At 66.2% G+C, this 26,215-nt stretch carries 25 protein-coding genes; 14 read left to right on the top strand and 11 right to left on the bottom strand.

Features of this window, described 5'->3' with window-relative positions; translation table 11 throughout:
- Positions 1-41: 41 nt before the first annotated feature.
- The 6 genes from ACYJSS_RS22745 to ACYJSS_RS22770 all read right to left on the bottom strand — a co-directional run bounded on the left by ACYJSS_RS22745 (position 42) and on the right by ACYJSS_RS22770 (position 4,112).
- A complete protein-coding gene (locus ACYJSS_RS22745; RefSeq protein ID WP_111259489.1) occupies positions 42-1,382 on the bottom strand; it encodes a sensor histidine kinase in 1,341 nt (446 codons plus the stop codon).
- 79 nt (positions 1,383-1,461) lie between these two features.
- The gene (locus ACYJSS_RS22750) at positions 1,462-1,890 is read right to left on the bottom strand and encodes an LTXXQ domain protein (protein ID WP_111259488.1); all 429 of its coding nucleotides are present in this window, start codon (positions 1,888-1,890) and stop codon (positions 1,462-1,464) included.
- Between the two features lie 164 nt (positions 1,891-2,054).
- On the bottom strand, positions 2,055-2,732 hold the full coding sequence (locus ACYJSS_RS22755; RefSeq protein WP_111259487.1) for a response regulator transcription factor: 678 nt from the start codon (positions 2,730-2,732) through the stop codon (positions 2,055-2,057).
- A gap of 13 nt (positions 2,733-2,745) precedes the next feature.
- Complete coding sequence (locus ACYJSS_RS22760) at positions 2,746-3,177, bottom strand: hypothetical protein (RefSeq protein WP_111259486.1); 432 nt, start codon at positions 3,175-3,177, stop codon at positions 2,746-2,748.
- Between the two features lie 39 nt (positions 3,178-3,216).
- Positions 3,217-3,513 (bottom strand): YciI family protein, encoded by a 297-nt coding sequence (locus ACYJSS_RS22765; RefSeq protein ID WP_111259485.1) that lies wholly within the window; start codon positions 3,511-3,513, stop codon positions 3,217-3,219.
- Between the two features lie 8 nt (positions 3,514-3,521).
- Positions 3,522-4,112, bottom strand: a complete 591-nt coding sequence (locus ACYJSS_RS22770; protein WP_218281304.1) for a septation protein A — start codon at positions 4,110-4,112, stop codon at positions 3,522-3,524.
- 66 nt (positions 4,113-4,178) lie between these two features.
- Between ACYJSS_RS22770 and ACYJSS_RS22775 the strand changes: the two genes are divergently transcribed.
- The 6 genes from ACYJSS_RS22775 to rluB all read left to right on the top strand — a co-directional run bounded on the left by ACYJSS_RS22775 (position 4,179) and on the right by rluB (position 8,853).
- Positions 4,179-5,042: a PHP domain-containing protein gene (locus ACYJSS_RS22775; RefSeq protein WP_111259483.1), complete on the top strand. Its 864-nt coding sequence runs from the start codon at positions 4,179-4,181 to the stop codon at positions 5,040-5,042.
- Positions 5,043-5,055: 13 nt separating this feature from the next.
- On the top strand, positions 5,056-5,691 hold the full coding sequence (locus ACYJSS_RS22780) for an L-threonylcarbamoyladenylate synthase (protein ID WP_236205377.1): 636 nt from the start codon (positions 5,056-5,058) through the stop codon (positions 5,689-5,691).
- A 122-nt stretch (positions 5,692-5,813) separates the two neighbouring features.
- A complete protein-coding gene (locus ACYJSS_RS22785) occupies positions 5,814-6,512 on the top strand; it encodes a segregation and condensation protein A (protein WP_178082910.1) in 699 nt (232 codons plus the stop codon).
- On the top strand, positions 6,513-7,328 hold the full coding sequence (scpB, locus tag ACYJSS_RS22790) for an SMC-Scp complex subunit ScpB (RefSeq protein WP_111259480.1): 816 nt from the start codon (positions 6,513-6,515) through the stop codon (positions 7,326-7,328).
- Positions 7,329-7,350: 22 nt separating this feature from the next.
- Entirely contained in the window at positions 7,351-7,530 is a 180-nt protein-coding gene (locus ACYJSS_RS22795) for a DUF1289 domain-containing protein (RefSeq protein ID WP_111259479.1), read from the top strand.
- A gap of 87 nt (positions 7,531-7,617) precedes the next feature.
- Entirely contained in the window at positions 7,618-8,853 is a 1,236-nt protein-coding gene (gene rluB, locus ACYJSS_RS22800) for a 23S rRNA pseudouridine(2605) synthase RluB (protein WP_111259478.1), read from the top strand.
- Positions 8,854-8,922: 69 nt separating this feature from the next.
- Here rluB and ACYJSS_RS22805 read toward each other — a convergent pair whose 3' ends face one another.
- The 5 genes from ACYJSS_RS22805 to ACYJSS_RS22825 all read right to left on the bottom strand — a co-directional run bounded on the left by ACYJSS_RS22805 (position 8,923) and on the right by ACYJSS_RS22825 (position 13,647).
- The gene (locus ACYJSS_RS22805) at positions 8,923-9,849 is read right to left on the bottom strand and encodes a GGDEF domain-containing protein (protein ID WP_111259477.1); all 927 of its coding nucleotides are present in this window, start codon (positions 9,847-9,849) and stop codon (positions 8,923-8,925) included.
- Positions 9,850-10,090: 241 nt separating this feature from the next.
- Complete coding sequence (locus tag ACYJSS_RS22810) at positions 10,091-10,831, bottom strand: YciK family oxidoreductase (RefSeq protein WP_111259476.1); 741 nt, start codon at positions 10,829-10,831, stop codon at positions 10,091-10,093.
- Positions 10,832-10,918: 87 nt separating this feature from the next.
- Positions 10,919-11,590 (bottom strand): N-acetylmuramic acid 6-phosphate phosphatase MupP, encoded by a 672-nt coding sequence (gene mupP, locus ACYJSS_RS22815; RefSeq protein ID WP_111259475.1) that lies wholly within the window; start codon positions 11,588-11,590, stop codon positions 10,919-10,921.
- A gap of 5 nt (positions 11,591-11,595) precedes the next feature.
- On the bottom strand, positions 11,596-12,294 hold the full coding sequence (gene ubiG, locus ACYJSS_RS22820) for a bifunctional 2-polyprenyl-6-hydroxyphenol methylase/3-demethylubiquinol 3-O-methyltransferase UbiG (protein WP_111259474.1): 699 nt from the start codon (positions 12,292-12,294) through the stop codon (positions 11,596-11,598).
- A 27-nt stretch (positions 12,295-12,321) separates the two neighbouring features.
- Positions 12,322-13,647, bottom strand: coding sequence for a TRZ/ATZ family hydrolase (locus ACYJSS_RS22825; RefSeq protein ID WP_111259473.1), 1,326 nt, complete (start codon positions 13,645-13,647; stop codon positions 12,322-12,324).
- Between the two features lie 113 nt (positions 13,648-13,760).
- On the opposite strand from ACYJSS_RS22825, the gene mtnA reads away from it, so the two are divergent.
- The 8 genes from mtnA (at position 13,761) to rpsA (ending at position 26,194) form a co-directional block, all read left to right on the top strand.
- Positions 13,761-14,837: an S-methyl-5-thioribose-1-phosphate isomerase gene (mtnA, locus tag ACYJSS_RS22830; RefSeq protein ID WP_236205376.1), complete on the top strand. Its 1,077-nt coding sequence runs from the start codon at positions 13,761-13,763 to the stop codon at positions 14,835-14,837.
- A gap of 218 nt (positions 14,838-15,055) precedes the next feature.
- The gene (gene gyrA / locus ACYJSS_RS22835) at positions 15,056-17,827 is read left to right on the top strand and encodes a DNA gyrase subunit A (protein ID WP_111259471.1); all 2,772 of its coding nucleotides are present in this window, start codon (positions 15,056-15,058) and stop codon (positions 17,825-17,827) included.
- Between the two features lie 98 nt (positions 17,828-17,925).
- A complete protein-coding gene (gene serC, locus ACYJSS_RS22840) occupies positions 17,926-19,011 on the top strand; it encodes a 3-phosphoserine/phosphohydroxythreonine transaminase (protein ID WP_111259470.1) in 1,086 nt (361 codons plus the stop codon).
- Positions 19,011-20,105: a prephenate dehydratase gene (gene pheA, locus ACYJSS_RS22845; protein ID WP_111259469.1), complete on the top strand. Its 1,095-nt coding sequence runs from the start codon at positions 19,011-19,013 to the stop codon at positions 20,103-20,105. The genes serC and pheA overlap by 1 nt, the downstream gene beginning before the upstream one ends.
- 26 nt (positions 20,106-20,131) lie before the next feature.
- A complete protein-coding gene (hisC, locus tag ACYJSS_RS22850) occupies positions 20,132-21,244 on the top strand; it encodes a histidinol-phosphate transaminase (protein WP_111259468.1) in 1,113 nt (370 codons plus the stop codon).
- Positions 21,237-23,477 carry a bifunctional prephenate dehydrogenase/3-phosphoshikimate 1-carboxyvinyltransferase gene (locus ACYJSS_RS22855; RefSeq protein WP_178082906.1) on the top strand — a complete coding sequence of 747 codons (2,241 nt, stop codon included), beginning with the start codon at positions 21,237-21,239 and terminating at the stop codon, positions 23,475-23,477. Before hisC ends, ACYJSS_RS22855 begins: the two co-directional genes overlap by 8 nt.
- Complete coding sequence (gene cmk / locus ACYJSS_RS22860; RefSeq protein WP_111259467.1) at positions 23,477-24,163, top strand: (d)CMP kinase; 687 nt, start codon at positions 23,477-23,479, stop codon at positions 24,161-24,163. The genes ACYJSS_RS22855 and cmk overlap by 1 nt, the downstream gene beginning before the upstream one ends.
- 351 nt (positions 24,164-24,514) lie before the next feature.
- Positions 24,515-26,194 (top strand): 30S ribosomal protein S1, encoded by a 1,680-nt coding sequence (gene rpsA / locus ACYJSS_RS22865; protein ID WP_111259527.1) that lies wholly within the window; start codon positions 24,515-24,517, stop codon positions 26,192-26,194.
- Positions 26,195-26,215 lie beyond the last annotated feature (21 nt).

A 26,215-nucleotide genomic window follows, 5' to 3' on the forward strand; every position in this document is an offset into this window, starting at 1 on the left:
GGCACCGAAGAACCCGGCTGGAGGTGCCTCCGCCGGGTTTTTCATTGCCTGGGGGGCACTCGGCCTTGCGGGTGCAGCGGCAGTTCGATGCTGGCGACGAAGCCACCGCCGGGGTGGTTGGCCAGCGCCAGCGAGCCGCCGTGGCGTTCCACGGCGCGACGGGCGATGGCCAGCCCGAGGCCATGGCCCGCTGCAGCCTGGCCCGGGGCACGGTAGAAGGGCTCGCCCAACTGCGCCAGGTGCTCCGGTGCAACGCCGGGGCCGTGGTCGCGGACCTGCACGCGCAACAGGCCGTCGGCCTGGCTGGCGTCCAGTTCCACCGGCTGTTCGGCCGGGTTGAAGCGCAGGGCGTTGCGCAGGAGGTTGTCCAGGGCGCGCTCCAGCATGTCCGGCCAGCCGTCCAGGCGCAGCTCGGCGGGGCAGCGGATCTCGACGCGCTGCTCGGGGTACAGCAGGCGCGCGTCGTCGGCGAGGCCCGCCAGCAGCGGACGCAGCTCGATCGGGTGGGTCGCACCGGGTTCGGCATCCAGGCGCGCCAGGGCGAGTATCTCGCTGATCAGCGCTTCCAGCCGGTCGCATTCCTGGCCCAGGCGCGGCCACAGGGCCTCGCGCTGTTCGGGCCCCGCGCGTTCGGCCAGGGCCAGGGCGATGCGCAGGCGCGCCAGGGGCGAGCGCAGCTCGTGGGAGACGTCACGCAGCAGCTGGCGCTGGCTGCCGATCAGCCCCTGCAGGCGCTGGCCCATGCGGTTGAAATCGCCGGCCAGCACGCCGAGTTCGTCGCGGCGCCGGGACAGGCGTTCCAGGCTGTCCTGCTGGTAGGCGGTCTTGCCGAGGTCGTGCACGGCACGGCGCAGGCGGTTCAACGGACGGGTGATATAGAGGGTCAGTGCCAGGCTGAACAGGGTCAGCACCACCAGCGCGATGCCCAGGGCGCTGAAGGGCCAGAGCAGGCTGCCGCGGTGCCAGGCTTCCAGTTCGGGGTAGGGGATGCGGTAGATCAGCAGGAACGAGTCGCCGCTGCGCGGGCTGGTGTATTCCTCGGTGAGGCGGCGCCAGGGCAGGCGCTCGTCGTGCTGGCGGGCCTCGAAGGCGGCGGCGCGGGGCGGGAAGGTGCCGCGCACCACCGGCTGGCCGCTGTCGTTGAGGATCTGCACGTCGATGCGGGCGCGGCGCTTGAACTGTTCGAGCAGGCGCTGCACCTCGTCCGGCCCGCCGACCTCGTAGCGCTGCACCAGGGTTTCCGCCAGGCCCTGCAGGGCAGGGTGGCGGCTGAGGATCCAGGCGTCCTGGTTGAGGGCGCGGCCCAGCAGCATGGCGAGGCCGGCGACCAAGGCCAGGGCGAGCCAGAAGGCGGCGAGGATCCGCCAGAACAGTGAACGCACGCGAGTCTCCTCCGGAAACGGCAAAGCCCATCAGGCGGGTGCCTGATGGGCACTGGGGCTGGCGGTCAGGCCGCCAGGGTCATTGGGTCTTCTGCGCGCGCTGGGCTTTCCAGGCCTCGAACTCGGCGCGTTCGGCGCGGCGCTCCTCCATCTTCTTCTGCAGCTCGTCGAACTCCTTCTGCTGCTCGGGCTTGAGCAGCGCGCGGATGTCGGCGCGGTTCTTTTCCTCGCTGGCCTTCAGTTCGTCCTGCATGGCCTTCTTGTCGGCGGCGGGCAGCTTGTCCAGGTACTTCTGGGTGATGTCGTGGCGGCTTCTCATGGAATCGCCCATCAGCTTGCCGACCTGGTGACGCTGTTCGCGGCTCAGGTCCAGCTCCTTGAACAGGCCGGGGCCACCGTGACCGGGGCCGCCGAAGCCGCGCTCCGGGCCGGGGCCGTCTTCGGGCATGGCCATGGCGACGGTGGGCAGGGCGGCTGCGAGCAACAGGGCGGCGATTGTCTTGCGCATGGTCTATCTCCTTGTTTCTGAACCGGCTGGTTGCCGGATGTGCTCAGTCTAGGGAGGGCAAGGTCAAGGGCGGTCAGGCCTGGGTAAAGCTTGGGTAAAGAGAGGTTCAGCTCGCCGATACGAATGGCTCGGGACGAGCCGGGGCGAGGCCCGGGCAGCCTGCCTCAGGTGCTGTAGTAATAGCCGCGGCTGCGCAGGGCGACGATGCGCGGCCTGCCGTCGGCGTGTGGGCCGAGCTTCTTGCGCAGGTTGCTGACGTGCATGTCCAGGCTGCGGTCGTAGAGGGTCAGCTTGCGGCCCAGGGCCAGTTGCGCGAGTTCCTGCTTGTCCAGCGGCTCGCCGGGCTGGCGCAGCAGGGCTTCGAGCAGGCGGCCTTCGGAGACGGTGAGGCTGATCTCGTGTTCGCCGACGTTGACCACGCCACGCACCGGGCTGTAGCAGAGGTCACCCAGCTCCAGCTGGCTGGATTGCGATGGCGGCTGGGTGCGGCGCAGCACGGCGCGCAGGCGGGCAGTGAGCTCGCGCGGGTCGCAGGGCTTGGCCAGGTAGTCGTCGGCACCCAGTTCCAGGCCGAGGATGCGGTCCAGCGGCTCGCCTCGCGCAGAAAGCATCAGTACCGGCAGCTCCGGGTGGTCGCTGCGCAGTTGCTTGAGCAGCTCCAGGCCGCTGCCGTCGGGCAGCATCACATCGAGCACCACGGCCGCCGGGGCATGGGCGGCCAGGGCGGCACGTGCGCTGACACCGTCATGGCAGGCGCGCACGCTGAAGCCTTCCTGGCTGAGCCAGCTGTTGAGCAGCTCGCAGAGCTCCTGGTCGTCATCGATAAGCAGCAGTTCGCTCATGGCCGTCGATTCGTCAGTTGATCCACTGCCGGCGCTGGCGTTGCCCGCCACGGGCGAACAGGCCGATCAGCAAGGAAAGCAGTGCCACGCCGCCGCCGATGGCGAACCACATCTGGTCATCGCTGACCAGGCTCGGGGAGCGGTTCGCCTGGGCTTCCTTGAGTTGCAGCTTCAGGCGCTGGTTTTCCTGGCGCAGGCGCGAGAGCAGCGCCGTGTCGCGCTCGGCCGTGGTGCCGTTGGCCAGTTGGGCGGCCAGCTCGTTGCGCTGGCGCTCGCTTTCGGCCAGGCGCTGTTGCAGGACGGTCAGCTCCTGCGCGGCGACGTTCTCCACCGGGCGGGGCTCGACCGACGCGCTAGGAGCGACGGTCGGCAAGGTTTCATCGGCCTGGGCCAGCGGAGCGAGGAGGGACAGGGCGAACAGCAGGGACAGCGAGGCGTGGCGCATCGGAACTCCTGTTTCCTGAATGGATTCGGTGTGCTGCTGTCAGAAGACCTGCTTGAAGGGTTTGACGATCACGCTGGCGTAGACGCCCGACGTGCGGAACGGATCGGCTTCGGCCCAGGACTGGGCGGCGACCAGGGATTCGAACTCGGCGACGACCAGGCTGCCGGTGAAGCCGGCGCTGCCCGGGTCGTTGCTGTCCACGGCCGGGTGCGGGCCGGCCAGCACCAGGCGGCCTTCGGCTTTCAGCTGCTCCAGGCGGGCGAGGTGCGCGGGGCGGTTGGCCTGGCGCTTTTCCAGGGAGTCGGCAACGTCGGAGGAGATGATCGCGTAGAGCATGATGGTCCTTATTCTTGAGTTTTTTCGGATTCGGGATCGTGCATGTGGCGCGCCAGGAAGATGCCCTGGCCGATGAGGAACAGCAGGGTCATGCCCAGGCTGCCGAAGACCTTGAAGTCGACCCAGAACTCTTGGTAGGTGAAGGCGACGAAGAGGTTGGCGCAGCCGCAGAACAGGAAGAAGACGATCCAGGCCAGGTTCAGGCGCACCCAGATGGCCTGGGGCAGCGAGACGGCGTGGCCCATGACGCGCTGGATCAGGGGCTTGTCGCCGATGAAGTGGCTGGCGGCGAAGCCAAGGGCGAACAGCCAGTTGACCACCGGTGCCTTCCACTTGAGGAAGGTCTCGCTGTGGAAGGCCAGGGTCAGGCCGCCGAATACCAGGCAGGCGGCCAGGGTCAGCCACTGGCCTTTCTCCAGGCGGCGCTGGGTGAGGAAGATCGCGCCGTAGACCACCACCGAGGCGGCGATCAGTACGGCGGTGGCGCTGAAGATGCCGCCCAGCATGACGCTGTGCCCGGCGAATTCGATGGCGCGGGGGTCGAGCTTGTAGACGATGAAGAAGAGGATGAGCGGGATGAAGTCGATGAATTGTTTCACGGCGGCAGCCAGAAGCGGGATGTGCCGGCATAATAACAAACCATTCCCTTAGCGAAAGCGCATGCCATGCACATTGATCTGCACTGTCACAGCACGGCCTCCGACGGCGCCCTGGCGCCCGCCGTGCTGGTGGCGCGCGCCCATGAAAAGGGCGTTCGGGTGCTGGCGCTGACCGACCACGACACCCTCGAGGGGCTGGAAGAGGCCCGCAGCGCTGCCGCCGGGCTGGATATCGAACTGATCGACGGCGTGGAGCTGTCCTGCACCTGGGGCGGCGCGACGATTCACGTGCTCGGCTATGCCTTTCGTCCGGACGCCCCGGAGTTGCGCCAGGCCATCGCCGACCTGCACCAGGGGCGCTGGTCGCGGGCCGAGGAGATCGACCGTCGTCTCGCGGCCAAGGGCATGCCCGGTGCGCTGGAGGGTGCGCGGGCGATCCAGCGCGAGCTGGGTGACAGCGGCAACGCCCCGGCGCGGCCGCACTTTGCCGAATTCCTGGTGCGCGAGAAGCATGTGCGCGATCGCGCGGAGGCCTTTCGCAAGTGGCTGGGCTCGGGCAAGCTCGGCGACGTCAAGCAGCACTGGCCGACCCTGGCCGAGGCGGTGGGTACGCTGCGTGCCGCCGGGGCCTGGATCAGCCTGGCGCATCCCTACCATTACGACTTCACTAAGACCAAGCGTCGCAAGCTGGTAGCGGATTTCATCGCCGCCGGCGGTCATGCGCTCGAGGTGGTGAACGGCATGCAGCCTGCGGAGCAGGTGGGCACGCTGACCATCCTCGCTCGCGAATTCGGCATGCTGGTGAGCGCCGGCAGCGATTTCCATGCACCTGGGGACTGGTCGGAGCTGGGCGTTTACCGACCCATACCGGAGGACCTGTCGCCCCTGGCGGCGCGTTTCCAACATGCACAACGACCAACTGAACGCTGAGCAGGGAGATAACGTGAGTCAGTTTTTCCAGGTCCACCCGGAGAATCCCCAGCCGCGGCTGATCAAGCAGGCGGTGGAGATCGTCAGGGCGGGGGGCGTGATCGTCTATCCGACCGACTCCTCCTATGCGGTCGGCTGCGCCATCGGCGAGAAGAACGGCGTGGAGCGCATCCGCCGCCTGCGCCGTCTGGACGACAAGCACAATTTCACCCTGGTCTGCCGCGATCTTTCCGAGCTGGGGCTGTTCGCCAAGGTCGATACTGCGGCGTTCCGCCTGCTCAAGGCGCATACCCCCGGCCCCTATACCTTCATCCTCAGTGCCACCCGCGAGGTGCCGCGCATGCTGCTGCACCCCAAGCGCCGTACCATCGGCCTGCGGGTGCCGGACCACCCCATCGCCCTGGCGCTGCTGGAAGAGCTGGGGGCGCCGCTGATGAGCGCCACCCTGACCCTGCCCGGCGAAGCGCTGCCGATGAGCGATCCCTATGAAATGCGCCAGATCCTCGAGCACCAGGTGGACCTGATCATCGACGGCGGTTATGGCGGCATGGAGGCCTCCACCGTGGTCGACCTTTCCGAAGGCGAGCCGCGCCTGGTGCGTGCCGGTTGCGGCGACCCCACGCCCTTCACCACGGACGCCGAGGCGTGAGCGCAGAGGCTGCGCCCCAGGTCGACAGCCAGGCAGGAGCCCAGCAGGAGCTGCCCTTCGCCCTGGTCTACGGGCAGGCTGTCACCGAGCTGCCTGTCGACCTCTATATCCCGCCGGATGCCCTGGAGGTGTTCCTCGAAGCCTTCGAGGGGCCGCTCGACCTGCTGCTCTACCTGATCCGCAAGCAGAACATCAACATCCTCGACATCCCCGTGGCGGAGATCACCCGCCAGTACATGGGCTACGTCGAGCTGATGAAGTCCGTGCGCCTGGAACTGGCCGCCGAGTACCTGGTGATGGCCGCCATGCTCGCCGAGATCAAGTCGCGCATGCTGCTGCCGCGCTCCAGCGAGGCCGAGGCGGAGGAGGAGGACCCCCGTGCCGAGCTGATCCGCCGCTTGCAGGAGTACGAGCGCTACAAGGCCGCCGCCGAGGGCATCGACATGCTGCCGCGGGTCGGCCGCGACACCACCGTGCCGCGCCTGGATGCCCCCGAGGCACGGGCGCGCAAGCTGCTGCCGGACGTCAGCCTGGAAGAGTTGCTGCTGTCCATGGCCGAGGTGCTGCGCCGCGCCGACATGTTCGAAAGCCACCAGGTGACCCGCGAGGCGCTGTCCACCCGCGAGCGCATGAGCGAGGTGCTGGAGCGCCTGAAAGGCGGCGCCTTCCTGCCGTTCGTCAGCCTGTTCACCGCCGAGGAAGGGCGCCTGGGCGTGGTGGTGACCTTCATGGCGGTGCTGGAGCTGATCAAGGAACAACTGGTGGAGCTGGTGCAGAATGAGCCCTTCGCACCCATCCACGTCCGTGCAAGAGCCGAGTAGATGAACCTGAACGACCCCAAGGAGCTGGCCTCCCTGCTCGAGGCTTACCTGTTGGCTTCCGGCAAGCCGCTGTCGCTGGAGCGTATCGCAGAATTGTTCGAGGAAGCCGAGCGACCGGAGCTCGCGCAGATCCGTGCCGCACTGGCGATCCTGGCCACGTCCTGCAAGGGGCGCGCTTTCGAACTCAAGGAAGTGGCATCCGGTTACCGTCTGCAGGTGCGCGAGCGCTTCGCTCCCTGGGTCGGCCGCCTCTGGGAGGAGCGCCCGCAGCGCTACTCGCGCGCCATGCTGGAGACCCTGGCCCTGATCGCCTACCGCCAGCCGATCACCCGGGGCGAGATCGAGGATATCCGTGGCGTGACGGTGAACAGCCAGATCGTCAAGACGCTGATGGAGCGCGAGTGGATCCGCGTGGTCGGTTACCGTGACGTGCCCGGCCGTCCGGCGATGTTCGCCACCACCAAGGCCTTCCTCGATCATTTCAACCTCAAGAACCTCGACGAGCTGCCGCCGTTGGCCGCCCTGCGCGAGCTGGAGCCCGAGCCGGTGCTGGCCCTCGATGATGTCGACGTGCCGGTGCCCGAAGGCCTGCAGGCCCGTGCCGGCCTGGCGGGCGAGGAGCCGGCCGAGCCCCGCGAGGAAACCAGCTTCCGCTCGCTGCTGGCGGAGCTGGACACCATGGAACAGGGCCTGAAGATCGACTTCGACGACCTGCCCGCCCCCGAAACCGAGCAGCCGACCGCTGAGGCGCCTGCCGAGGCGGAGGAGGGCGACGCGGCGCTGTTGGGCGATGGCTCCGACGAGACCCGCCACTGAGGCCGAAAGACGAGGCGCGACGATGAAGGACCCCTGCATCAAGGTCTGCCAGTTCTCCGACGATGTCTGCCGGGGCTGCGGGCGTACCCGTGGCGAGATCAAGGCCTGGAAGAAACTTGGCAAGGCGGAGCGCCGCGAGGTGCTGGCCGAGGCCGACATGCGCCTGCTGGCCCTGGCTGCGACCGGCCGGCGAAAACACTGACGACCCCTGCGGACTCAGCTAGCCTGAGGTTCGCCCGCCGCGTATGATGCGCGACCTTTTTGAACGACTACACCGGGAGGTGCCCAGATGAACGAAGACGATTACAGCCCCGCTGGGGAAAAGCTGCAGAAGGTCCTCGCCCGCATCGGCCTGGCTTCGCGCCGCGACATCGAGGCCTGGATCACCGAGGGCCGCGTCAAGGTCAACGGCGTCGCCGCGACCCTTGGTCAGCGCGTCGACCGTCATGACGCCATCAGCGTCGACGGCCGCCTGCTCAAGCGCGAGGAAGAGACCGAAGCCGTCCGCCGCGTGCTGATCTACAACAAGCCCGACGGCGAGGTCTGCACCCGCGACGACCCGGAAGGCCGCCCCACCGTTTTCGAACGTCTGCCGCGCCTGCGTGCCGGTCGCTGGATCAATATCGGCCGTCTCGACATCAACACCACCGGCCTGCTGCTGTTCACCACCGATGGTGAGCTGGCCAACCGCCTGATGCATCCCTCCTACGAGATGGACCGCGAGTACGCCGTGCGTGTGCGCGGCGAAGTCACCGAGGAGATGCTGGAGAACCTGAAGAACGGCGTGATGCTGGAAGACGGCCCCGCCAAGTTCACCGACATCCAGGAAGCGCCCGGCGGAGAAGGCTTCAACCACTGGTACCACTGCGTGGTCATGGAGGGGCGCAACCGCGAGGTACGTCGCCTGTGGGAGTCCCAGGGCGTAGTGGTCAGCCGCCTGAAGCGCGTGCGCTTCGGCCCGGTGTTCCTCACTTCCGACCTGACCATGGGCCGCTGGCGCGAGATGGGCCAGTCCGAGGTGGACATCCTCAGTGGCGAGGTCGGCCTCAAGCCGATCCTGCTGCCGGAGGTCTCCACCAAGCACAAGGACAAGGTCGAGCGCATGCAGCGCAAGCTGGTCAAGCCGGTGAGCGGCCGTGGCAATCGCCAGGGCAGCGACCGTCCCGCCCGTGGCCCGCGCAGCGAAGCTGGCGAGCGTCCCGCTCGTGGCCGTGGCGAGGGTGCCGAGCGTCCGAGCCGCGCGCCGCGTGGTGAAGGTGGCGAGCGTCCGGCTCGCAGCCCGCGTGGCGAAGGCGCCGAGCGTCCGACCCGCGCACCGCGCCCGGCCGCCCGTGGCGAGCAGGGCCGCAGCACGCCGCTGGCCGAACGCCCGCGTGACGTCGCCAAGAAACCCCGCGGCAAGCCCCAGGGTGATGCGAGCGAAGTGGCCGAACGCCCGCAGCGCAAGCCGCAGCGCCCGGTGAACAAGCGCACCAACCCGCCGGCGGGCGATGGACAGCGTCCGGGTTTCGGTCGCAAGCGCTGATCCGCCGATGCAATGAAAAAGGGGCCTGATGGCCCCTTTTTCATAGGTGTCGTTCGCGTCGTCGAGCGGTCAGCCGGCCATGGAGAGGCGGTTGCGGCCGTTGCGCTTGGCCACGTAGAGGGCGCTGTCGGCGCGGCGCAGCAGGCTGTCCACCGATTCGGCCGGCAGCAGGGTGGCGCAGCCCAGGCTCATGGACAGCTCGATCGGGCGTCCGCCGACAAGGTGCTGGATTTCCATGACGCCCATGCGCAGGCGTTCGCCGACCATGCCTGCGGCTTCGCGACAGGTACTGGAGAGCAGGACGAGGAATTCCTCGCCGCCATAGCGGAACACCATGTCGACGTTGCGCAGCTTGGCCTTGAGGGTGGTGGCCACGGCCTTGAGCACTTCGTCGCCGGTGCTGTGGCCGTATTCGTCGTTGATGCGCTTGAAGTGGTCGATGTCCAGCATCAGCACCGACAGCGGCTGCTGGCTGCGACGCGCCAGGTCCACCTCGCGTTGCAGCGCCTGGTCCATGGCGATGCGGTTGCCGGTGTCGGTGAGCGGGTCGCGCAGCGCCGATTGCACCGCGGTGCGATAGAGCAGGGCGTTGCGCAGCGGGAAGAGCATGCAGGCCAGCAGGGATTCGAGCTGGCCGAGTTCGGCCTCGTCGAAGCGCTGGCGGCGACGGAAGATCAACTCGCCCAGGTATTCGCCTTCGTGGCTCAGGCGGTAGCCGGCCGAATGCGCGGCGCGTTCGCCATATTCCAGGCGCAGGTCGCTGCTCTGATGCACGTAGGCCAGGGCATCGAGTGGCACCAGGCGCTGCACTTCACGGAAGAACAGGCTGACGATGCGTTCCACATCCAGGCTGGTCTGCAACTGCATGCTCAACTGGCGGCGCAGTTCCAGCAGCGTCATCTGCCGGAGCTTGCTCTGGGCCGGGCTGGTGAAGCCCAGGCGCTGCAGCTTGGCGGCATCGAAATCTATGGTGTTGGTAGGGGTGGACGGGACCATTTGGCGAACCTCTGACGCTCGAAGCGACGACGAGGTGGTCAGAGCGATTTCCGTGCCAAAGTCCGATTTCGAACGCAAAAGCGTTTGGATTCAATGTCTTGAGGATGCTGGCAAAACGCCGGTGGCAAGCTCTTGCCGGTGATTTGGCGAACGGCTGGCAATGTGATGCCGTTCACGCGTGTGCGGTGCCGGTTTAATGGCGGAAGGCGCGGCGACCTCGCCGGTCGCCGCGTGGGGCGGGTTATTGCGCGTCGAACGCCTGGCCATTGACGCCGGTGCTGTCCGCTCCCATGAGGTAGAGGTAGACCGGCATGATGGCTTCGGGCTCCGGATTGACCTCCGGGTTCTCGCCCGGGTAGGCCTGGGCGCGCATGCTGGTACGGGTGGCGCCGGGGTTGACGCTGTTGGCGCGCACGTTGGCGATGCCGTCCAGTTCGTCGGCCAGTGTCTGCATCAGGCCCTCGGTGGCGAACTTGGAGACGCCGTAGGCCCCCCAGTAGGCGCGCCCCTTGCGACCGACGCTGCTGGAGGTGAAGACCACCGAGGCGTCACTGGACAGCTTCAGCAGGGGCAGCAGGGTGCTGGTCAGCATGAACATGGCGTTGACGTTGACCTGCATGACGCGCATGAAGTTGTCGCCCGACAACTGCTCCAGCGGCGTGCGCGGGCCGATGATCGAGGCGTTGTGCAGCAGGCCGTCGAGGCGCCCGAACTCGTTCTCCACCATGGCCGAGAGCTCGTCGTACTGGTGCGGCTGGGCCGTTTCCAGGTTGAAGGGGATGACCGCCGGCTGCGGATGACCGGCTGCTTCGATCTCGTCATAGACCTGGTTGAGATTGGCCTCGGTCTTGCCCAGCAGCAGTACGGTGGCGCCGTGGGCGGCAAAGGTCTTGGCGGCGGCGGCGCCGATGCCTCGGCCGGCGCCGGTGATCAGGATGACCCGGCCCTTGAGCAGGTCGGGGCGGGCGGAATATTGAAACATATGAAACTCCTTCGGAGAGCTGGAAGCTTGAAGTTGAAAGCTGGAAGCATGCGGATCGCTTCCTGCTTCAGGCTTTCAGCTTCCGGCTCAGCATGAGCACAGCGCGCGATCGAGCACGGCGCGCAATTCGAGGGGGTGGTCCACGACCACGTCGGCGCCCCAGTGGCTGGGGTTGTCGTCGGGGTGGATGTAGCCGTAGGTGACGGCGGCGGTGCGGGTGCCGGCGGCGCGGCCGGACTCGATGTCGCGCAGGTCGTCGCCAACGAAGAGCACGCTGGCCGGGTCCAGTTGCAGGCGGCTGCAGGCCAGCAGCAGGGGTTCGGGGTCGGGCTTGCTGTGCGTCACGTGGTCCGGGCAGATGAGGATCGCCGAGCGGTCGGCCAGGCCCAGCTGCTGCATGATCGGCTCGGCGTAGCGCACCGGCTTGTTGGTGACCACGCCCCAGATCAGGCGGGCCTTCTCGATGTCCTGCAGCAGTGCGTCGATGCCGTCGAAGGGGCGGGTGAACACGGCGCAATGAGCCTGGTAGCGCTCCAGGAATTCCTGGCGCAGGGTTTCGAATCCCACGGCCTCCGGGTCCATGCCGAAGGCGGCGGCGACCATGGCGCGGGCGCCGCCGGAAACCTGGTCGCGGATCAGCTTGTCGTCCAGGGCCGGCAGGCCCCGGTCCGTGCGCATGGCCTGGGCGACGGCGATGAAGTCCGGCGCCGAGTCCAGCAGGGTGCCGTCCATGTCGAAGAGAACCGCTCTGAGGCGCATGGCCGTCACTCCTCGCGCAGGGTGTGGATCATGTAGTTGACGTCCACGTCGCTGGCCAGCTTGTAGTGCTTGGTCAGCGGGTTGTAGGTCAGGCCGATGATGTCCTTGACCTGCAGGCCGGCGGCGCGGCTCCAGGCACCCAGTTCGGAGGGGCGGATGAATTTCTTGAAGTCGTGGGTGCCGCGTGGCAGCAGGCCCATGATGTATTCGGCGCCGACGATGGCGAACAGATAGGCCTTGGGATTGCGGTTGATGGTGGAGAAGAACACCTGGCCGCCGGGCTTGACCAGGGTCTGGCAGGCACGGATCACCGAGGACGGGTCGGGCACGTGCTCGAGCATCTCCAGGCAGGTGACCACGTCGAACTGCCCGGGCATTTCGGCGGCCAGTTCCTCGGCGGTGATGCGGCGGTATTCCACCGGTACCCCGGATTCCAGCTGGTGCAGGCGGGCCACGGCCAGGGGCGCTTCGCCCATGTCGATGCCGGTGACCTTGGCGCCGCGCTGGGCCATGGCTTCGCTGAGGATGCCGCCGCCGCAACCGACGTCCAGCACCGTCTTGCCGGCGAGGCGGGCCCGCTCGTCGATCCAGTTGACCCGCAGGGGGTTGATGTCGTGCAGCGGTTTGAATTCGCTTTCGCGGTCCCACCAGCGGTGGGCGAGGGCCTCGAATTTGGCGATTTCGGCGTGGTCGACGTTGCTCATGGAGACACCTTTTCCATCAATCAGAATTCAGTGGCCGGCGATCCGCTCGCCCCAGGCTTGCGCGGTGGCGATCAGGCGGTCTTCGTCCTGGCGGGTGAGGCGGCCTGCATCGAGCAGGGCCTTGCCGTCGACCCACACGTGCCGGACGCGGTCGCGGCCGGTGGCATAGATAAGTTGCGATACCGGGTCGTACACCGGTTGCTGGGCCAGCCCGGTGAGGTCGAAGGCGACCATGTCGGCGGCCTTGCCGATCTCCAGCGAGCCGGTGTCCTGTTCCATTCCCAGTGCCCGTGCACCATTGAGCGTAGCCATGCGCAGCGCGCGATGGGCGTCCAGCGCAGTGGCCGAGCCTGCGACCGCCTTGGCCAGCATGGCGGCGGTACGGGTTTCGCCCAGCAGGTCGAGGTCGTTGTTGCTGGCGGCGCCATCGGTACCGACCGCGACGTTGACCCCGGCGAGCCACAGGCGCTCCACCGGGCAGAAGCCGCTGGCGAGCTTGAGGTTGGATTCGGGGCAGTGGATGACGCTGGTGTTGCTTTCTACCAGCAGTGCCAGGTCGTCATCGCTGATCTGGGTCATGTGCACGGCCTGGAAGCGCGGGCCGAGCAGGCCGAGGCGGGCGAGGCGGGCCATGGGGCGCTCGCCGCGCTGCTCCAGGCTCTGCTGGACCTCGAAGGCGGTCTCTTGGACGTGCATGTGGATGCCGGCGTCCAGTTCCTCGGCGAGCATGCGGATGTTCTCCAGCTTGTCGTCGCTGACCGTGTAGGGCGCATGGGGGCCGAAGGCGACCTTGATGCGCGGGTGGTGCTTGAGGTCGCTGAACAGCTCCAGGCCGTGGCGGATGGCCTCGGCGGCGTCGAGGGCGCCTGGGATCGGGAAATCGATGACCGGGATGGTGATCTGCGCCTTCACGCCACAACCGTGCACCGCTTCGCTGGCGATGGCGGGGTAGAAGTACATCTCGGAGAACGTGGTGATGCCGCCCTTGATCTGCTCGGCGATGGCCAGTTCGGTGCCGTCGCGGACGAAGGCCTCGTCGACCCACTTGGCCTCGGCCGGCCAGATGTGCTGTTCCAGCCAGGTCATCAGCGGCAGGTCGTCGGCCATCCCGCGGAACAGCGACATCGCGGCGTGCCCGTGGGCGTTGACCAGGCCGGGTGCCAGCAGCATGCCGGGCAACTCGCGTACCTCGGCGGCCGGCCAGCGCAGTGCCTCCTCGCGCTTGGCGATGAGCGCGATCCGGCCGTCGCGGACGCCCAGGGCATGGTCGCGGAGGACGACGCCCGCCGGTTCCACGGGGACGATCCAGGTTGGCAGCAGGAGCAGGTCGAGCGGGGCTTTGGCGTCGGGCATGGTGGCGCATCCTGGGCGCAGGAAAATATCGCGGCAGTATACCCGAGCCAGACGGGCGCCGGATCGCTATAATCCGCGGTTTTTCCGCGGGTTTATTGGTGGCGAGGTGTTCCATGCGTGAGCAACTGTTGGCAGCCGAGAAGGTGATCGCCATCGACTGGCGGGACGGGGTCCTGCGTCTGCTCGACCAGCGCCTCCTGCCCCAGGAGGAAACCTGGCTGGAATATGGCACCGCAGCCGGTGTCGCGGAGGCGATCCGCCTCATGGTGGTGCGCGGTGCGCCGGCCATCGGCATCAGTGCCGCCTACGGGCTGGTGCTGGGCGCACGCGCACGGCTGGCGGCGGGCGGTGAATGGCGCGAAGCCCTCGAGGAGGACTTCGGTGTGCTGGCCGATTCGCGACCCACGGCGGTCAACCTGTTCTGGGCGCTCAACCGTATGCGCGAGCGCCTGGATCGGCTCAAGGAGGGCGAGGAGCCGCTGCAGGCGCTGGAAGCGGAAGCCATCGCCATCCATGAAAGCGACCGCGAAGCCAACCTGACCATGGCCCAGCTGGGCATGGAGCTGATCCGCAAGCACCAGGGCAATCCCCAGGCGCTGCTGACCCACTGCAACACCGGCGCCCTGGCCACCGGTGGCTTCGGCACCGCGCTCGGGGTGATCCGTGCGGCCCACCTGGACGGGCTGGTGGAGCGGGTCTACGCCGACGAGACGCGCCCCTGGCTGCAGGGTGCTCGTCTCACGGCCTGGGAGCTGGCGAACGAAGGCGTGCCGGTGAGCCTCAACGCCGATGCGGCGGCGGCCCATCTGATGAAGACGGCCGGCATCACCTGGGTGATAGTCGGGGCGGACCGCATCACCGCCAATGGCGATGTGGCCAACAAGATCGGCACCTACCAACTGGCGGTCTGCGCCATGCACCACGGCGTGCGTTTCATGGTCGTGGCGCCAAGCTCGACCATCGACATGGCGCTGGAGAGCGGTGACGACATCCCGATCGAGGAGCGTGACGGGCGCGAGTTGCTCGAGTTGGGCGGCAGACGCGTGGCGGCCGATGTGCACGCGGTGAACCCGGTGTTCGATGTGACCCCGGCCGACCTGATCGACGCGATCGTGACCGAGAAGGGTATTGTCGAGCGTCCCGATACTGCCAAGCTGGCCCAGTTGATGTGCCGCAAGCGCCTGCATTGAGGCTGAGGCCTGCGCCCGGCGGGGCTGGGTGCAGGGCGGTGACTATGGTAAGCTCCGGCAGTTATCGAGCCTCCCTTTGCAAGGTCGGCATTCCGTGCGGATCCGTGGCTTAACTCGTTGATTTGTCGTGAGTCGTGCTGGCGCTGCCAGGCGACGAGCCCTGTGTCATCCAGGATGGATGTGTCGGGGCTTCACTAGAAAAAGGAATCAGGCTTCTCATGGGCGAACTGGCCAAAGAAATCCTCCCGGTCAATATCGAAGACGAGCTGAAACAGTCCTACCTCGACTACGCGATGAGCGTGATCGTCGGGCGCGCCCTGCCGGATGCGCGCGACGGTCTGAAACCGGTTCACCGTCGCGTGCTGTTCGCCATGAGCGAGCTGGGCAACGACTGGAACAAGCCGTACAAGAAATCCGCCCGTGTGGTCGGTGACGTGATCGGTAAGTACCACCCCCACGGCGACACCGCCGTGTACGACACCATCGTGCGCATGGCCCAGCCCTTCTCCCTGCGCTACATGCTGGTCGACGGCCAGGGCAACTTCGGTTCGGTGGACGGCGACAACGCCGCAGCCATGCGATACACCGAAGTGCGCATGTCCAAGCTGGCCCACGAGCTGCTGGCCGACCTGGACAAGGAAACCGTCGACTGGGTGCCCAACTACGACGGCACCGAGCTGATCCCGGCGGTCATGCCGACCAAGATCCCCAACCTGCTGGTCAACGGTTCCAGCGGTATCGCCGTGGGCATGGCCACCAACATCCCGCCGCACAACCTCTCCGAGGTCATCGACGGTTGCCTGGCGCTGATGGACAACAGCGAGCTGACCGTCGACGAGCTGATGCAGTACATCCCCGGTCCGGACTTCCCGACCGCAGGCATCATCAACGGCCGTGCCGGCATCATCGAGGCCTACCGCACCGGTCGCGGCCGCATCTATATACGTGCCCGCGCCGAAATCGAGGACATGGAGAAGGGCGGCAACCGCCAGCAGATCATCGTCACCGAGCTGCCCTACCAGTTGAACAAGGCGCGTCTGATCGAGAAGATCGCCGAGCTGGTCAAGGAGAAGAAGCTCGAGGGCATCACCGAGCTGCGCGACGAGTCCGACAAGGACGGCATGCGCGTGGTGATCGAGCTGCGTCGCGGCGAAGTCGGCGAGGTGGTGCTCAACAACCTCTACGCCCAGACCCAGATGCAGAGCGTGTTCGGCATCAACGTCGTGGCCCTGGTGGACGGCCAGCCGCGCACGCTGAACCTCAAGGACATGCTCGAGGTGTTCATCCGTCACCGCCGCGAAGTGGTGACCCGCCGTACCGTCTTCGAGCTGCGCAAGGCGCGCGAGCGCGGCCATATCCTCGAAGGTCAGGCCGTCGCCCTGTCGAACATCGATCCGGTGATCGAGCTGATCAAGAATTCGCCGACTCCCGCCGAGGCCAAGGAGCGCCTGATCGCCACCGCCTGGGCGTCCTCCGCCGTGGAAGCGATGGTCGAGCGCGCCGGTGCCGACTCCTGCCGTCCGGAGGACCTGGCCCCGCAATATGGCCTGCGTGACGGCAAGTACTACCTGTCGCCGGAACAGGCCCAGGCCATCCTTGAGCTGCGCCTGCACCGTCTGACCGGTCTGGAGCACGAGAAGCTCCTGTCCGAGTACCAGGAAATCCTGACCCTGATCGGCGAGCTGATCCGCATCCTGACCAGTCCCGAGCGCCTGATGGAAGTCATTCGCGAGGAGCTGGAGAAGGTCAAGGCCGAGTTCGGCGACGCCCGCCGTACCGAGATCGTCGCGTCCCAGGTGGACCTGACCATCGCCGACCTGATCACCGAAGAAGAGCGCGTCGTCACCATTTCCCATGGCGGCTACGCCAAGTCCCAGCCGCTGGCCGCCTACCAGGCCCAGCGCCGCGGCGGTCGCGGCAAGTCCGCCACCGGCGTGAAGGACGAGGATTACATCGAGCACCTGCTGGTCGCCAACAGCCATGCCACGCTGCTGCTGTTCTCCAGCAAGGGCAAGGTGTACTGGCTGAAGACCTTCGAAATCCCGGAAGCCTCGCGCACCGCGCGTGGCCGCCCGCTGGTGAACCTGCTGCCGCTGGACGAGGGCGAGCGCATCACCGCGATGCTGCAGATCGACCTGGAAGCGCTGCAGCGCGAAGCCGGTGACGAGGATGATCTCGATGAAGCCGAGGGCGTCGTGCTCGAAGGCGAAGTGGTGGAGCCGGAAGTCGAAGAAGTCGAAGGTGATACCCCGGAACTGGTGGCCGAGCCCACCGGTGCCTATATCTTCATGGCCACCGCCTTCGGCACCGTCAAGAAGACCCCGCTGGTGCAGTTCAGCAAGCCGCGTTCCAGTGGCCTGATCGCCCTGCGTCTGGACGAGGGTGACACCCTGATCGCCGCCGCCATCACCGACGGCGCCAAGGAAGTCATGCTGTTCTCCAGCGCCGGCAAGGTGATCCGCTTCGCCGAGAGCATGGTGCGCACCATGGGCCGTACCGCCCGTGGCGTGCGTGGCATGCGCCTGGGCAAGGAGCAGCAGCTGATCTCCATGCTGATCCCCGAATCCGGCGCGCAGATCCTCACCGCATCGGAACGTGGCTTCGGCAAGCGCACCGGCCTGGGCAAGTTCCCGCGCCGTGGTCGTGGCGGCCAGGGCGTGATCGCCATGGTCATCAACGAGCGTAACGGTAAGCTGGTCGGCGCCATCCAGGTGCAGGACGGCGAGGAGATCATGCTGATCTCCGACCAGGGCACCCTGGTGCGTACCCGTGTCGACGAAGTCTCCAGTTCCGGCCGCAACACCCAGGGCGTGACCCTGATCAAGCTGGCCAAGGACGAGACCCTGGTCGGCCTGGAGCGCGTGCAGGAGCCGTCCGGTGTCGACGAGGACGACGAGCTGGAAGACGGCGAAGTGACGGCCGATGCCGTCGCCGAAGTCCAGGCGGACGATGTCCAGCAGGACGACGCGCAACCGGCGGGTGACGAGTAACACGCTGCGGAGCGGGCGGGTCCTAGCCGGCCTGTCCACTCGGTAGAAGACCATCAGCGGGGGCGCAGGTGCCCCCGCGCTACCCAGTGAGAGTGGATGTGAGCAAGCGAGCCTTTAACTTCTGCGCCGGCCCGGCCGCGCTTCCGGAAGCCGTCCTGCAACGCGCCCAGGCGGAACTCCTCGATTGGCAAGGCAAGGGCCTTTCCGTCATGGAAATGAGCCATCGCAGTGACGACTACGTCGCCATCGCCGAAAAGGCCGAACAGGACCTGCGCGACCTGCTCTCCATCCCCTCCAACTACAAGGTGCTGTTCCTCCAGGGCGGTGCCAGCCAGCAGTTCGCCGAGATTCCGCTGAACCTGCTCCCGGAAAACGGCGTGGCCGACTACGTCGAGACCGGCATCTGGTCGAAGAAGAGCATCGAGGAAGCGGCGCGTTATGGCCGCGTCAACGTCGCTGCCAGTGCCAAGGGCCTGGACTACTTCGCCATCCCTGGCCAGAACGACTGGACGCTGAGCGCGGATGCCGCCTACCTGCACTACGCCTCGAACGAGACCATCGGTGGCCTGCAGTTCGACTGGATTCCCGAGACCGGCGACGTCCCCCTGGTGGTGGACATGTCCTCGGACATCCTTTCCCGTCCGCTCGATGTGTCCCGCTTCGGCCTGATCTATGCCGGTGCGCAGAAGAACATCGGCCCGAGCGGCCTGGTGGTCGTCATCGTCCGTGAAGACCTGCTGGGCCGTGCCCGCTCGTCCTGCCCGACCATGCTCAACTACAAGGTCGCGGCGGATAACGGCTCCATGTACAACACCCCGGCCACCTTCTCCTGGTACCTCTCGGGCCTGGTCTTCGAGTGGCTGAAGGAGCAGGGCGGCGTCGAAGCCATGGAGCAGCGCAACCGCGCGAAGAAGGAGCTGCTCTACGGCTACATCGACAAGAGCGACTTCTACACCAACCCCATCGCGGTGAATGCGCGGTCCTGGATGAACGTTCCGTTCCGTCTCGCCGACGAGCGCCTGGACAAGGACTTCCTCGCTGGCGCCGACGCCCGTGGCCTGCTCAACCTCAAGGGCCACCGCTCGGTGGGAGGCATGCGCGCCTCGATCTACAACGCGGTCGGCCTGGATGCAGTCGAGGCCCTGGTGGCCTACATGGCGGAGTTCGAGAAGGAGCGCGCCTGATGTCCGAACAGGAATTGAAGGCCCTGCGCCTGCGCATCGACAGCCTCGACGAGAAGATCCTCGAACTGATCAGCGACCGCGCCCGCTGTGCCCAGGACGTCGCGCGCGTGAAGATGGCGGCCTTGCCGGAAGGCGAGAAGCCGGTCTTCTACCGCCCCGAGCGTGAAGCCTGGGTGCTCAAGCACATCATGGAGCGCAACAAGGGGCCGCTGGACAACGAAGAGATGGCGCGGCTGTTCCGCGAAATCATGTCGTCCTGCCTGGCGCTGGAGCAGCCGCTCAAGGTCGCTTACCTGGGGCCCGAGGGCACTTTCACCCAGGCGGCTGCGATGAAGCATTTCGGCCACGCCGTGATCAGCACGCCGATGGCCGCCATCGACGAGGTGTTCCGCGAGGTGGCGGCCGGTGCGGTCAATTTCGGCGTGGTGCCGGTGGAAAACTCCACCGAGGGTGCGGTCAACCACACCCTGGACAGCTTCCTCGAGCACGACATGGTCATCTGCGGCGAGGTGGAGCTGCGTATCCACCATCACCTGCTGGTAGGTGATACCACCAAGACCGACAACATCACACGCATCTATTCCCACGCCCAGTCCCTGGCCCAGTGCCGCAAGTGGCTGGACGCGCACTACCCGAACGTCGAGCGCGTCGCTGTCTCCAGCAATGCGGATGCCGCCAAGCGGGTGAAGAGCGAGTGGAACTCCGCCGCCATCGCCGGCGACATGGCGGCCAGTCTCTACGGGCTGACCAAGCTCTGCGAGAAGATCGAGGACCGCCCGGACAACTCCACGCGCTTCCTCATCATCGGCAGCCAGGAGGTACCGCCTACTGGCGACGACAAGACCTCGGTCATCGTCTCCATGCGCAACAAGCCTGGCGCGCTGCACGAGCTTCTGGTGCCCTTCCATACCAACGGCATCGACCTGACCCGCATCGAGACCCGCCCGTCCCGCAGTGGCAAATGGACCTACGTATTCTTCATCGACTTCGTCGGCCATCACCGTGACCCGCTGATCAAGGACGTGCTGGAGAAGATCAACCAGGAAGCCGTGGCGCTGAAGGTGCTGGGGTCCTACCCGAAAGCGGTTCTCTGAACCCAAGAGATTTCCAAGGAGCGCCCATGAGCTGCGACTTCCTCGCCCTGGCACAGCCGGGCGTGCAGAAACTTTCGCCCTACGTACCCGGCAAGCCGGTGGATGAGCTGGCCCGTGAGCTGGATCTCGACCCGGCCGGTATCGTCAAGCTGGCCAGCAACGAGAACCCTCTGGGCCCCAGCCCTAAGGTGCTCGAGGCCATCCGTGCCGAGCTGGCCGATCTCACCCGCTACCCGGATGGCAATGGCTTCGAGCTCAAGCGCCGCCTGGCCGAGCGCTATGACGTCCAGCCGGACCAGGTCACCCTTGGCAATGGCTCCAACGACATCCTCGAGCTGGTCGGTCGCGCCTACCTGGCCCCGGGCCTGAACGCGGTGTTCAGCCAGCACGCGTTCGCCGTCTACCCCATCGTCACCCAGGCTGTCGGCGCCACCGCCAAGGTCGTGCCGGCCAAGGACTGGGGGCATGACCTGCCGGCGATGCTGGCGGCCATCGACGAGCAGACCCGCGTGGTCTTCGTCGCCAACCCGAACAACCCGACCGGTACCTGGTTCGGCCCGCAGGCGCTGGAAGATTTCCTCGCCAAGGTCCCGGAGACCGTGCTGGTGGTGCTCGACGAGGCCTATATCGAATACGCCTCGGGTGGCGAGCTGCCCGACGGCCTCGACTACCTGTCGCGCTACCCGAACCTGCTGGTTTCCCGCACCTTCTCCAAGGCCTTCGGCCTGGCAGCGCTGCGGGTCGGCTACGGGATTTCATCCGCGCGCGTCGCCGATGTCCTGAACCGCGTGCGCCAGCCGTTCAACGTCAACAGCCTGGCCCTGGCCGCCGCCTGCGCCGCGCTGGCGGACGTCGACTACCTGGCCGAAAGCCGCCGCCTCAACGACGCGGGCATGGCGCAGCTGGAAGCGGGCTGCCGCTCGCTGGGCCTGGGCTGGATTCCGTCTCGTGGCAACTTCATCGCCATCGATTTCGGTCGCGATGCGGCGGGCATCAACCAGGCGTTGCTGGCGGCAGGCGTGATCGTACGCCCGGTGGCGGGCTACGGCATGCCGAACTTCCTGCGTGTTTCCATCGGCCTGCCCGAGGAGAACCAGCGCTTCCTCGACGTCCTGGGGCAGGTGCTCGCCCGTGGCTGATGTCATGCCGCTGCAACAGCGCTCTCCTAAGCTCGGGCGCCTCGTGGTGATCGGGCTCGGCCTGATCGGCGGCTCCTTCGCCAAGGGGCTGCGGGAAAAGGGGGCGTTCGATGAAGTGGTGGGTGTCGATCTGGACGCCGAGTCGCGCCGCCTGGCCGTGGAGCTGGGCGTGGTCGACCGTTGCGAGACCGATCTCGCCGCCGCCTGTCAGGGGGCGGCGGTGATCCAGTTGGCCGTGCCTATCCTGGCCATGGAGCGATTGCTGGCTGAGCTGGCGAAGCTCGATCTTGGCGATGTGGTGCTCACCGATGTCGGCAGCGCCAAGGGCAATGTGGTGCGCGCCGCGCGCCTGGCTTTCGATGGCATGCCGGCGCGCTTCGTCCCCGGCCATCCGATCGCGGGCTCCGAGCAGAGCGGGGTGGAGGCGGCCAATGGCGCGCTCTTCAGCCGCCACAAGGTGATCCTGACGCCTCAGGAGTCCACTGACGCCGAGGCGCTGGCCTTGGTCGACAGGCTCTGGCGCGAGTTGGGGGCCGATGTCGAGCACATGCAGGTCGAGCACCACGACGAGGTGCTTGCGGCGACCAGCCACCTGCCGCACCTGCTGGCTTTCGGGCTGGTCGACTCGCTCGCCAAGCGCAGCGAGAACCTGGAGATATTCCGCTACGCCGCTGGTGGCTTCCGTGATTTCACGCGGATCGCCGGTAGCGATCCGGTCATGTGGCACGACATCTTCCTCGCCAACCGCGAGGCCGTGCTGCGGGTGCTGGACGCATTTCGTGGCGACCTCGACGCCTTGCGCGACGCGGTCGACGCAGGGGATGGGCATCAACTGCTGGGCGTGTTCACCCGCGCCCGCGTCGCCCGCGAACATTTCAGTAAAATCCTGGCCCGCAGGGCCTATGTGGACGCCATGCACAATAACGACCTGATTTACCTGGCCCAGCCGGGTGGCCGCCTCTCCGGGCGTATCCGCGTTCCGGGCGACAAGTCCATTTCCCATCGCTCGATCATGCTCGGCTCCCTGGCCGAGGGCACGACCGAGGTGGAAGGTTTCCTCGAGGGTGAGGATGCCCTGGCGACCCTGCAGGCTTTCCGCGACATGGGGGTGGTCATCGAAGGCCCCCATCATGGTCGCGTGACCATTCACGGCGTCGGCCTGCATGGCCTGAAGCCGCCGCCCGGGCCGTTGTACCTGGGCAACTCCGGTACCTCCATGCGCCTGCTCAGCGGGCTGCTCGCTGCCCAGCCGTTCGACACCACCCTGACTGGTGACGCTTCGCTGTCCAAGCGCCCGATGAACCGTGTGGCCAAACCGTTGCGCGAGATGGGGGCGGTGATCGAGACCGCTCCGGAAGGTCGCCCGCCGATGACCATCCGTGGTGGCCAGCGCCTCACCGGCATGAGCTACGAGATGCCGATGGCCAGCGCCCAGGTCAAATCCTGCCTGTTGCTCGCCGGCCTCTATGCCGCGGGCGAAACCTCGGTGACCGAGCCGGCTCCGACCCGCGACCACACCGAGCGCATGCTGCAGGGCTTCGGCTATCCGGTTGCCGTCGATGGCAGCACGGCGACCGTCGAGAGCGGCCACAAGCTGTCCGCCACTCATATCGAAGTGCCGGCTGACATCTCTTCCGCAGCCTTCTTCCTGGTGGCTGCGAGCATCGCCGAGGGCTCCGAGCTGCTGCTGGAGCATGTGGGTATCAACCCGACCCGTACCGGCGTGATCGATATCCTCAAGCTGATGGGCGCCGATATCACCCTGGAGAACCAGCGTGAAGTCGGTGGCGAGCCGGTGGCGGATATCCGCGTGCGCGCGGCGAAGCTCAAGGGCATCGATATCCCCGAGGACCTGGTTCCGCTGGCCATCGACGAGTTTCCGGTGCTGTTCGTCGCGGCCGCCTGCGCCGAAGGGCGCACCGTCCTGCGTGGCGCGGAAGAACTGCGGGTCAAGGAATCGGACCGCATCCAGGTGATGGCCGATGGCCTGGTAGCGCTGGGCGTGAAGGCCGAGCCGACCCCGGACGGCATCATCATCGACGGCGGGACCTTCGGCGGCGGTGAGGTCTGGAGCCACGGCGACCACCGCATCGCCATGTCCTTCAGCGTCGCTTCGCTGCGTGCCGGCGGTGCGATCCGTATCCACGATTGCGCCAACGTCGCGACCTCCTTCCCGAACTTCCTCGGGCTGGCGGCGCAGGTCGGCATCCAAGTCGCCGAAGAGGGCAAGTGATGAGTACTGCAGCGCCGGTCATCGCCATCGACGGCCCGGGTGGCTCGGGCAAGGGCACGGTCGCGGGTCTGCTGGCCAAGCGTCTTGGCTGGAACCTGCTGGATTCTGGCGCGCTGTATCGGCTGCTGGCCTTCGCGGCGCGCAACCATGGCGTCGACCTGACCAACGAGGAGTCGCTGAAAGTCCTGGCGGCCCACCTCGATGTGCAGTTCCTCTCCAATGCGGGTGGTGTCCAGCGAATCATCCTTGAGGGTGAGGATGTTTCCGATGTCATCCGCACCGAGACGGTAGGAGCGGGCGCCTCGCAGGTTGCAGCCCTGCCGGCGGTGCGTGATGCGCTGCTGCAGCGTCAGCGGGCCTTCCAGGAGGCGCCCGGACTGGTCGCTGATGGTCGGGACATGGGGACGGTGGTCTTTCCGGATGCGCCGCTGAAGATCTTCCTCACCGCTACCGCGGAGGAGCGTGCACGTCGGCGCTATCTGCAACTGAAGGGCAAGGGCATGGAGGTCGAGATGGCCTCCCTGCTGACCGAGATCATCGAGCGTGACGAGCGCGACACCCAGCGTTCCGTAGCGCCGTTGAAGCCCGCGCCGGATGCCCTGATCCTCGACTCCACCCACCTGAGCATCGACGAAGTGCTGGAGCGCATTCTCGAAGCCTTTGCCGCGCTGGGGCTGGATGACTGATCGGGCCGTATTCCTGCCACGTCGCGCTCCTTGGGTGCGGCGTTCCCGTCTTCCCGAGTCGGCTCCGTCGGGCGGATCTCCCGGGAGTGCCGGGTCGGGGCAATTGACGGCTGTTAGCCCCATTGCTAACATTCCAGCCCTTATGTCGGCATGATTTCTCTAATGGGGACGTCATGCCGGTTCTGATTCCGAAAGGAAGTGCCTCATTGCCAGTCATCCGACTGAGCGTGGTGCCACAAGGGTGGAACGGGATACCAGTTGACGTCCTCTCCACCTTTAATCACTGACTTGACCGCATTTGCTGGTAGTGCGGAATAGGGCCTTTAGTGGCCTTTGACTACAGGTATGATCATGAGCGAAAGCTTCGCAGAACTTTTTGAAGAAAGCCTGAAATCCCTCGACATGCAGCCGGGTGCCATCATCACCGGCATCGTGGTCGACATCGACGGTGACTGGGTCACCGTGCATGCTGGCCTCAAGTCCGAGGGCGTCATCCCGGTCGAGCAGTTCTACAACGAACAGGGCGAGCTGACCATCAGCGTGGGTGACGAAGTTCACGTTGCGCTGGACGCGGTAGAAGATGGCTTCGGTGAAACCAAGCTGTCCCGCGAGAAAGCCAAGCGCGCCGAGTGCTGGATTGTTCTGGAAGCTGCTTTCGCTGCTGAAGAAGTGGTCAAGGGCGTTATCAACGGCAAGGTCAAAGGCGGTTTCACCGTCGACGTCAGCGGCATCCGCGCGTTCCTGCCGGGCTCCCTGGTGGATGTGCGCCCCGTGCGCGACACCACTCACCTGGAAGGCAAAGAGCTCGAGTTCAAGGTCATCAAGCTCGACCAGAAGCGCAACAACGTTGTCGTTTCCCGCCGCAGCGTCCTGGAAGCCGAGAACAGCGCCGAGCGCGAAGCTCTGCTGGAATCCCTGCAGGAAGGCCAGCAAGTCAAAGGTATCGTCAAGAACCTCACCGACTACGGCGCGTTCGTTGACCTGGGCGGCGTAGACGGCCTGCTGCACATCACCGACATGGCTTGGAAGCGCATCAAGCACCCGTCCGAGATCGTCAACGTTGGCGACGAGATCGACGTCAAGGTCCTGAAGTTCGACCGCGAGCGCAACCGCGTCTCCCTGGGTCTGAAGCAACTGGGCGAAGACCCGTGGGTTGCCATCAAGGCTCGCTACCCGGAAGGCACCCGCGTAACCGCGCGCGTTACCAACCTGACCGACTACGGCTGCTTCGCAGAGCTGGAAGAAGGCGTGGAAGGCCTGGTGCACGTTTCCGAGATGGATTGGACCAACAAGAACATCCACCCGTCCAAAGTCGTTCAGGTTGGCGACGAAGTGGAAGTTCAGGTTCTCGACATCGACGAAGAGCGTCGTCGTATCTCCCTGGGTATCAAGCAGTGCAAATCCAACCCGTGGGAAGACTTCTCCGGTCGCTTCAATAAAGGCGACAAGATCTCCGGCACCATCAAGTCGATCACCGATTTCGGTATCTTCATTGGTCTGGAAGGCGGCATCGACGGCCTGGTTCACCTGTCCGATATCTCCTGGAACGAAGTTGGCGAAGAAGCCGTACGTCGTTTCAAGAAGGGCGACGAACTGGATACCGTCATCCTGTCCGTAGATCCGGAGCGCGAGCGCATCTCCCTGGGTATCAAGCAGCTGGAAGACGATCCGTTCTCCAACTACGCCTCCCTGAACGAGAAAGGCACCATCGTGCGCGGTATCGTCAAGGAAGTTGATGCCAAGGGCGCTGTGATCACCCTGGGCGACGATATCGAAGGCATCCTGAAAGCGTCCGAAATCAGCCGTGACCGCGTTGAAGACGCACGCAACGTACTGAAGGAAGGCGAAGAAGTCGAAGCCAAGATCATCAGCATCGACCGTAAGAGCCGCGTCATCAGCCTGTCCATCAAGTCGAAGGACGTGGACGACGAGAAAGACGCAATGAAGGAACTGCGCAAGCAGGAATCCGAGAGCACCGGCCCGACCACCATTGGTGATCTGATCCGCGCTCAGATGGAAAACCAGGGCTAAGTCCTGATTCCTTCATCGAAA

Source organism: Pseudomonas sp. No.21, assembly GCF_054558415.1.

Excerpts from the sequence above, each read along its gene's own strand:
- ACYJSS_RS22810 (WP_111259476.1), bottom strand. The coding sequence starts at position 10,831 with ATGTTTCAATATTCCGCCCGCCCCGACCTGCTCAAGGGCCGGGTCATC.
- mupP (WP_111259475.1), bottom strand. The coding sequence starts at position 11,590 with ATGCGCCTCAGAGCGGTTCTCTTCGACATGGACGGCACCCTGCTGGAC.
- ACYJSS_RS22795 (WP_111259479.1), top strand. The coding sequence starts at position 7,351 with ATGAAGGACCCCTGCATCAAGGTCTGCCAGTTCTCCGACGATGTCTGC.
- ubiG (WP_111259474.1), bottom strand. The coding sequence starts at position 12,294 with ATGAGCAACGTCGACCACGCCGAAATCGCCAAATTCGAGGCCCTCGCC.
- ACYJSS_RS22825 (WP_111259473.1), bottom strand. The coding sequence starts at position 13,647 with ATGCCCGACGCCAAAGCCCCGCTCGACCTGCTCCTGCTGCCAACCTGG.
- ACYJSS_RS22765 (WP_111259485.1), bottom strand. The coding sequence starts at position 3,513 with ATGCTCTACGCGATCATCTCCTCCGACGTTGCCGACTCCCTGGAAAAG.
- ACYJSS_RS22775 (WP_111259483.1), top strand. The coding sequence starts at position 4,179 with ATGCACATTGATCTGCACTGTCACAGCACGGCCTCCGACGGCGCCCTG.
- ACYJSS_RS22805 (WP_111259477.1), bottom strand. The coding sequence starts at position 9,849 with ATGGTCCCGTCCACCCCTACCAACACCATAGATTTCGATGCCGCCAAG.
- cmk (WP_111259467.1), top strand. The coding sequence starts at position 23,477 with ATGAGTACTGCAGCGCCGGTCATCGCCATCGACGGCCCGGGTGGCTCG.
- rluB (WP_111259478.1), top strand. The coding sequence starts at position 7,618 with ATGAACGAAGACGATTACAGCCCCGCTGGGGAAAAGCTGCAGAAGGTC.
- pheA (WP_111259469.1), top strand. The coding sequence starts at position 19,011 with ATGTCCGAACAGGAATTGAAGGCCCTGCGCCTGCGCATCGACAGCCTC.
- ACYJSS_RS22760 (WP_111259486.1), bottom strand. The coding sequence starts at position 3,177 with ATGCGCCACGCCTCGCTGTCCCTGCTGTTCGCCCTGTCCCTCCTCGCT.
- mtnA (WP_236205376.1), top strand. The coding sequence starts at position 13,761 with ATGCGTGAGCAACTGTTGGCAGCCGAGAAGGTGATCGCCATCGACTGG.
- ACYJSS_RS22750 (WP_111259488.1), bottom strand. The coding sequence starts at position 1,890 with ATGCGCAAGACAATCGCCGCCCTGTTGCTCGCAGCCGCCCTGCCCACC.
- hisC (WP_111259468.1), top strand. The coding sequence starts at position 20,132 with ATGAGCTGCGACTTCCTCGCCCTGGCACAGCCGGGCGTGCAGAAACTT.
- ACYJSS_RS22755 (WP_111259487.1), bottom strand. The coding sequence starts at position 2,732 with ATGAGCGAACTGCTGCTTATCGATGACGACCAGGAGCTCTGCGAGCTG.
- gyrA (WP_111259471.1), top strand. The coding sequence starts at position 15,056 with ATGGGCGAACTGGCCAAAGAAATCCTCCCGGTCAATATCGAAGACGAG.
- rpsA (WP_111259527.1), top strand. The coding sequence starts at position 24,515 with ATGAGCGAAAGCTTCGCAGAACTTTTTGAAGAAAGCCTGAAATCCCTC.
- scpB (WP_111259480.1), top strand. The coding sequence starts at position 6,513 with ATGAACCTGAACGACCCCAAGGAGCTGGCCTCCCTGCTCGAGGCTTAC.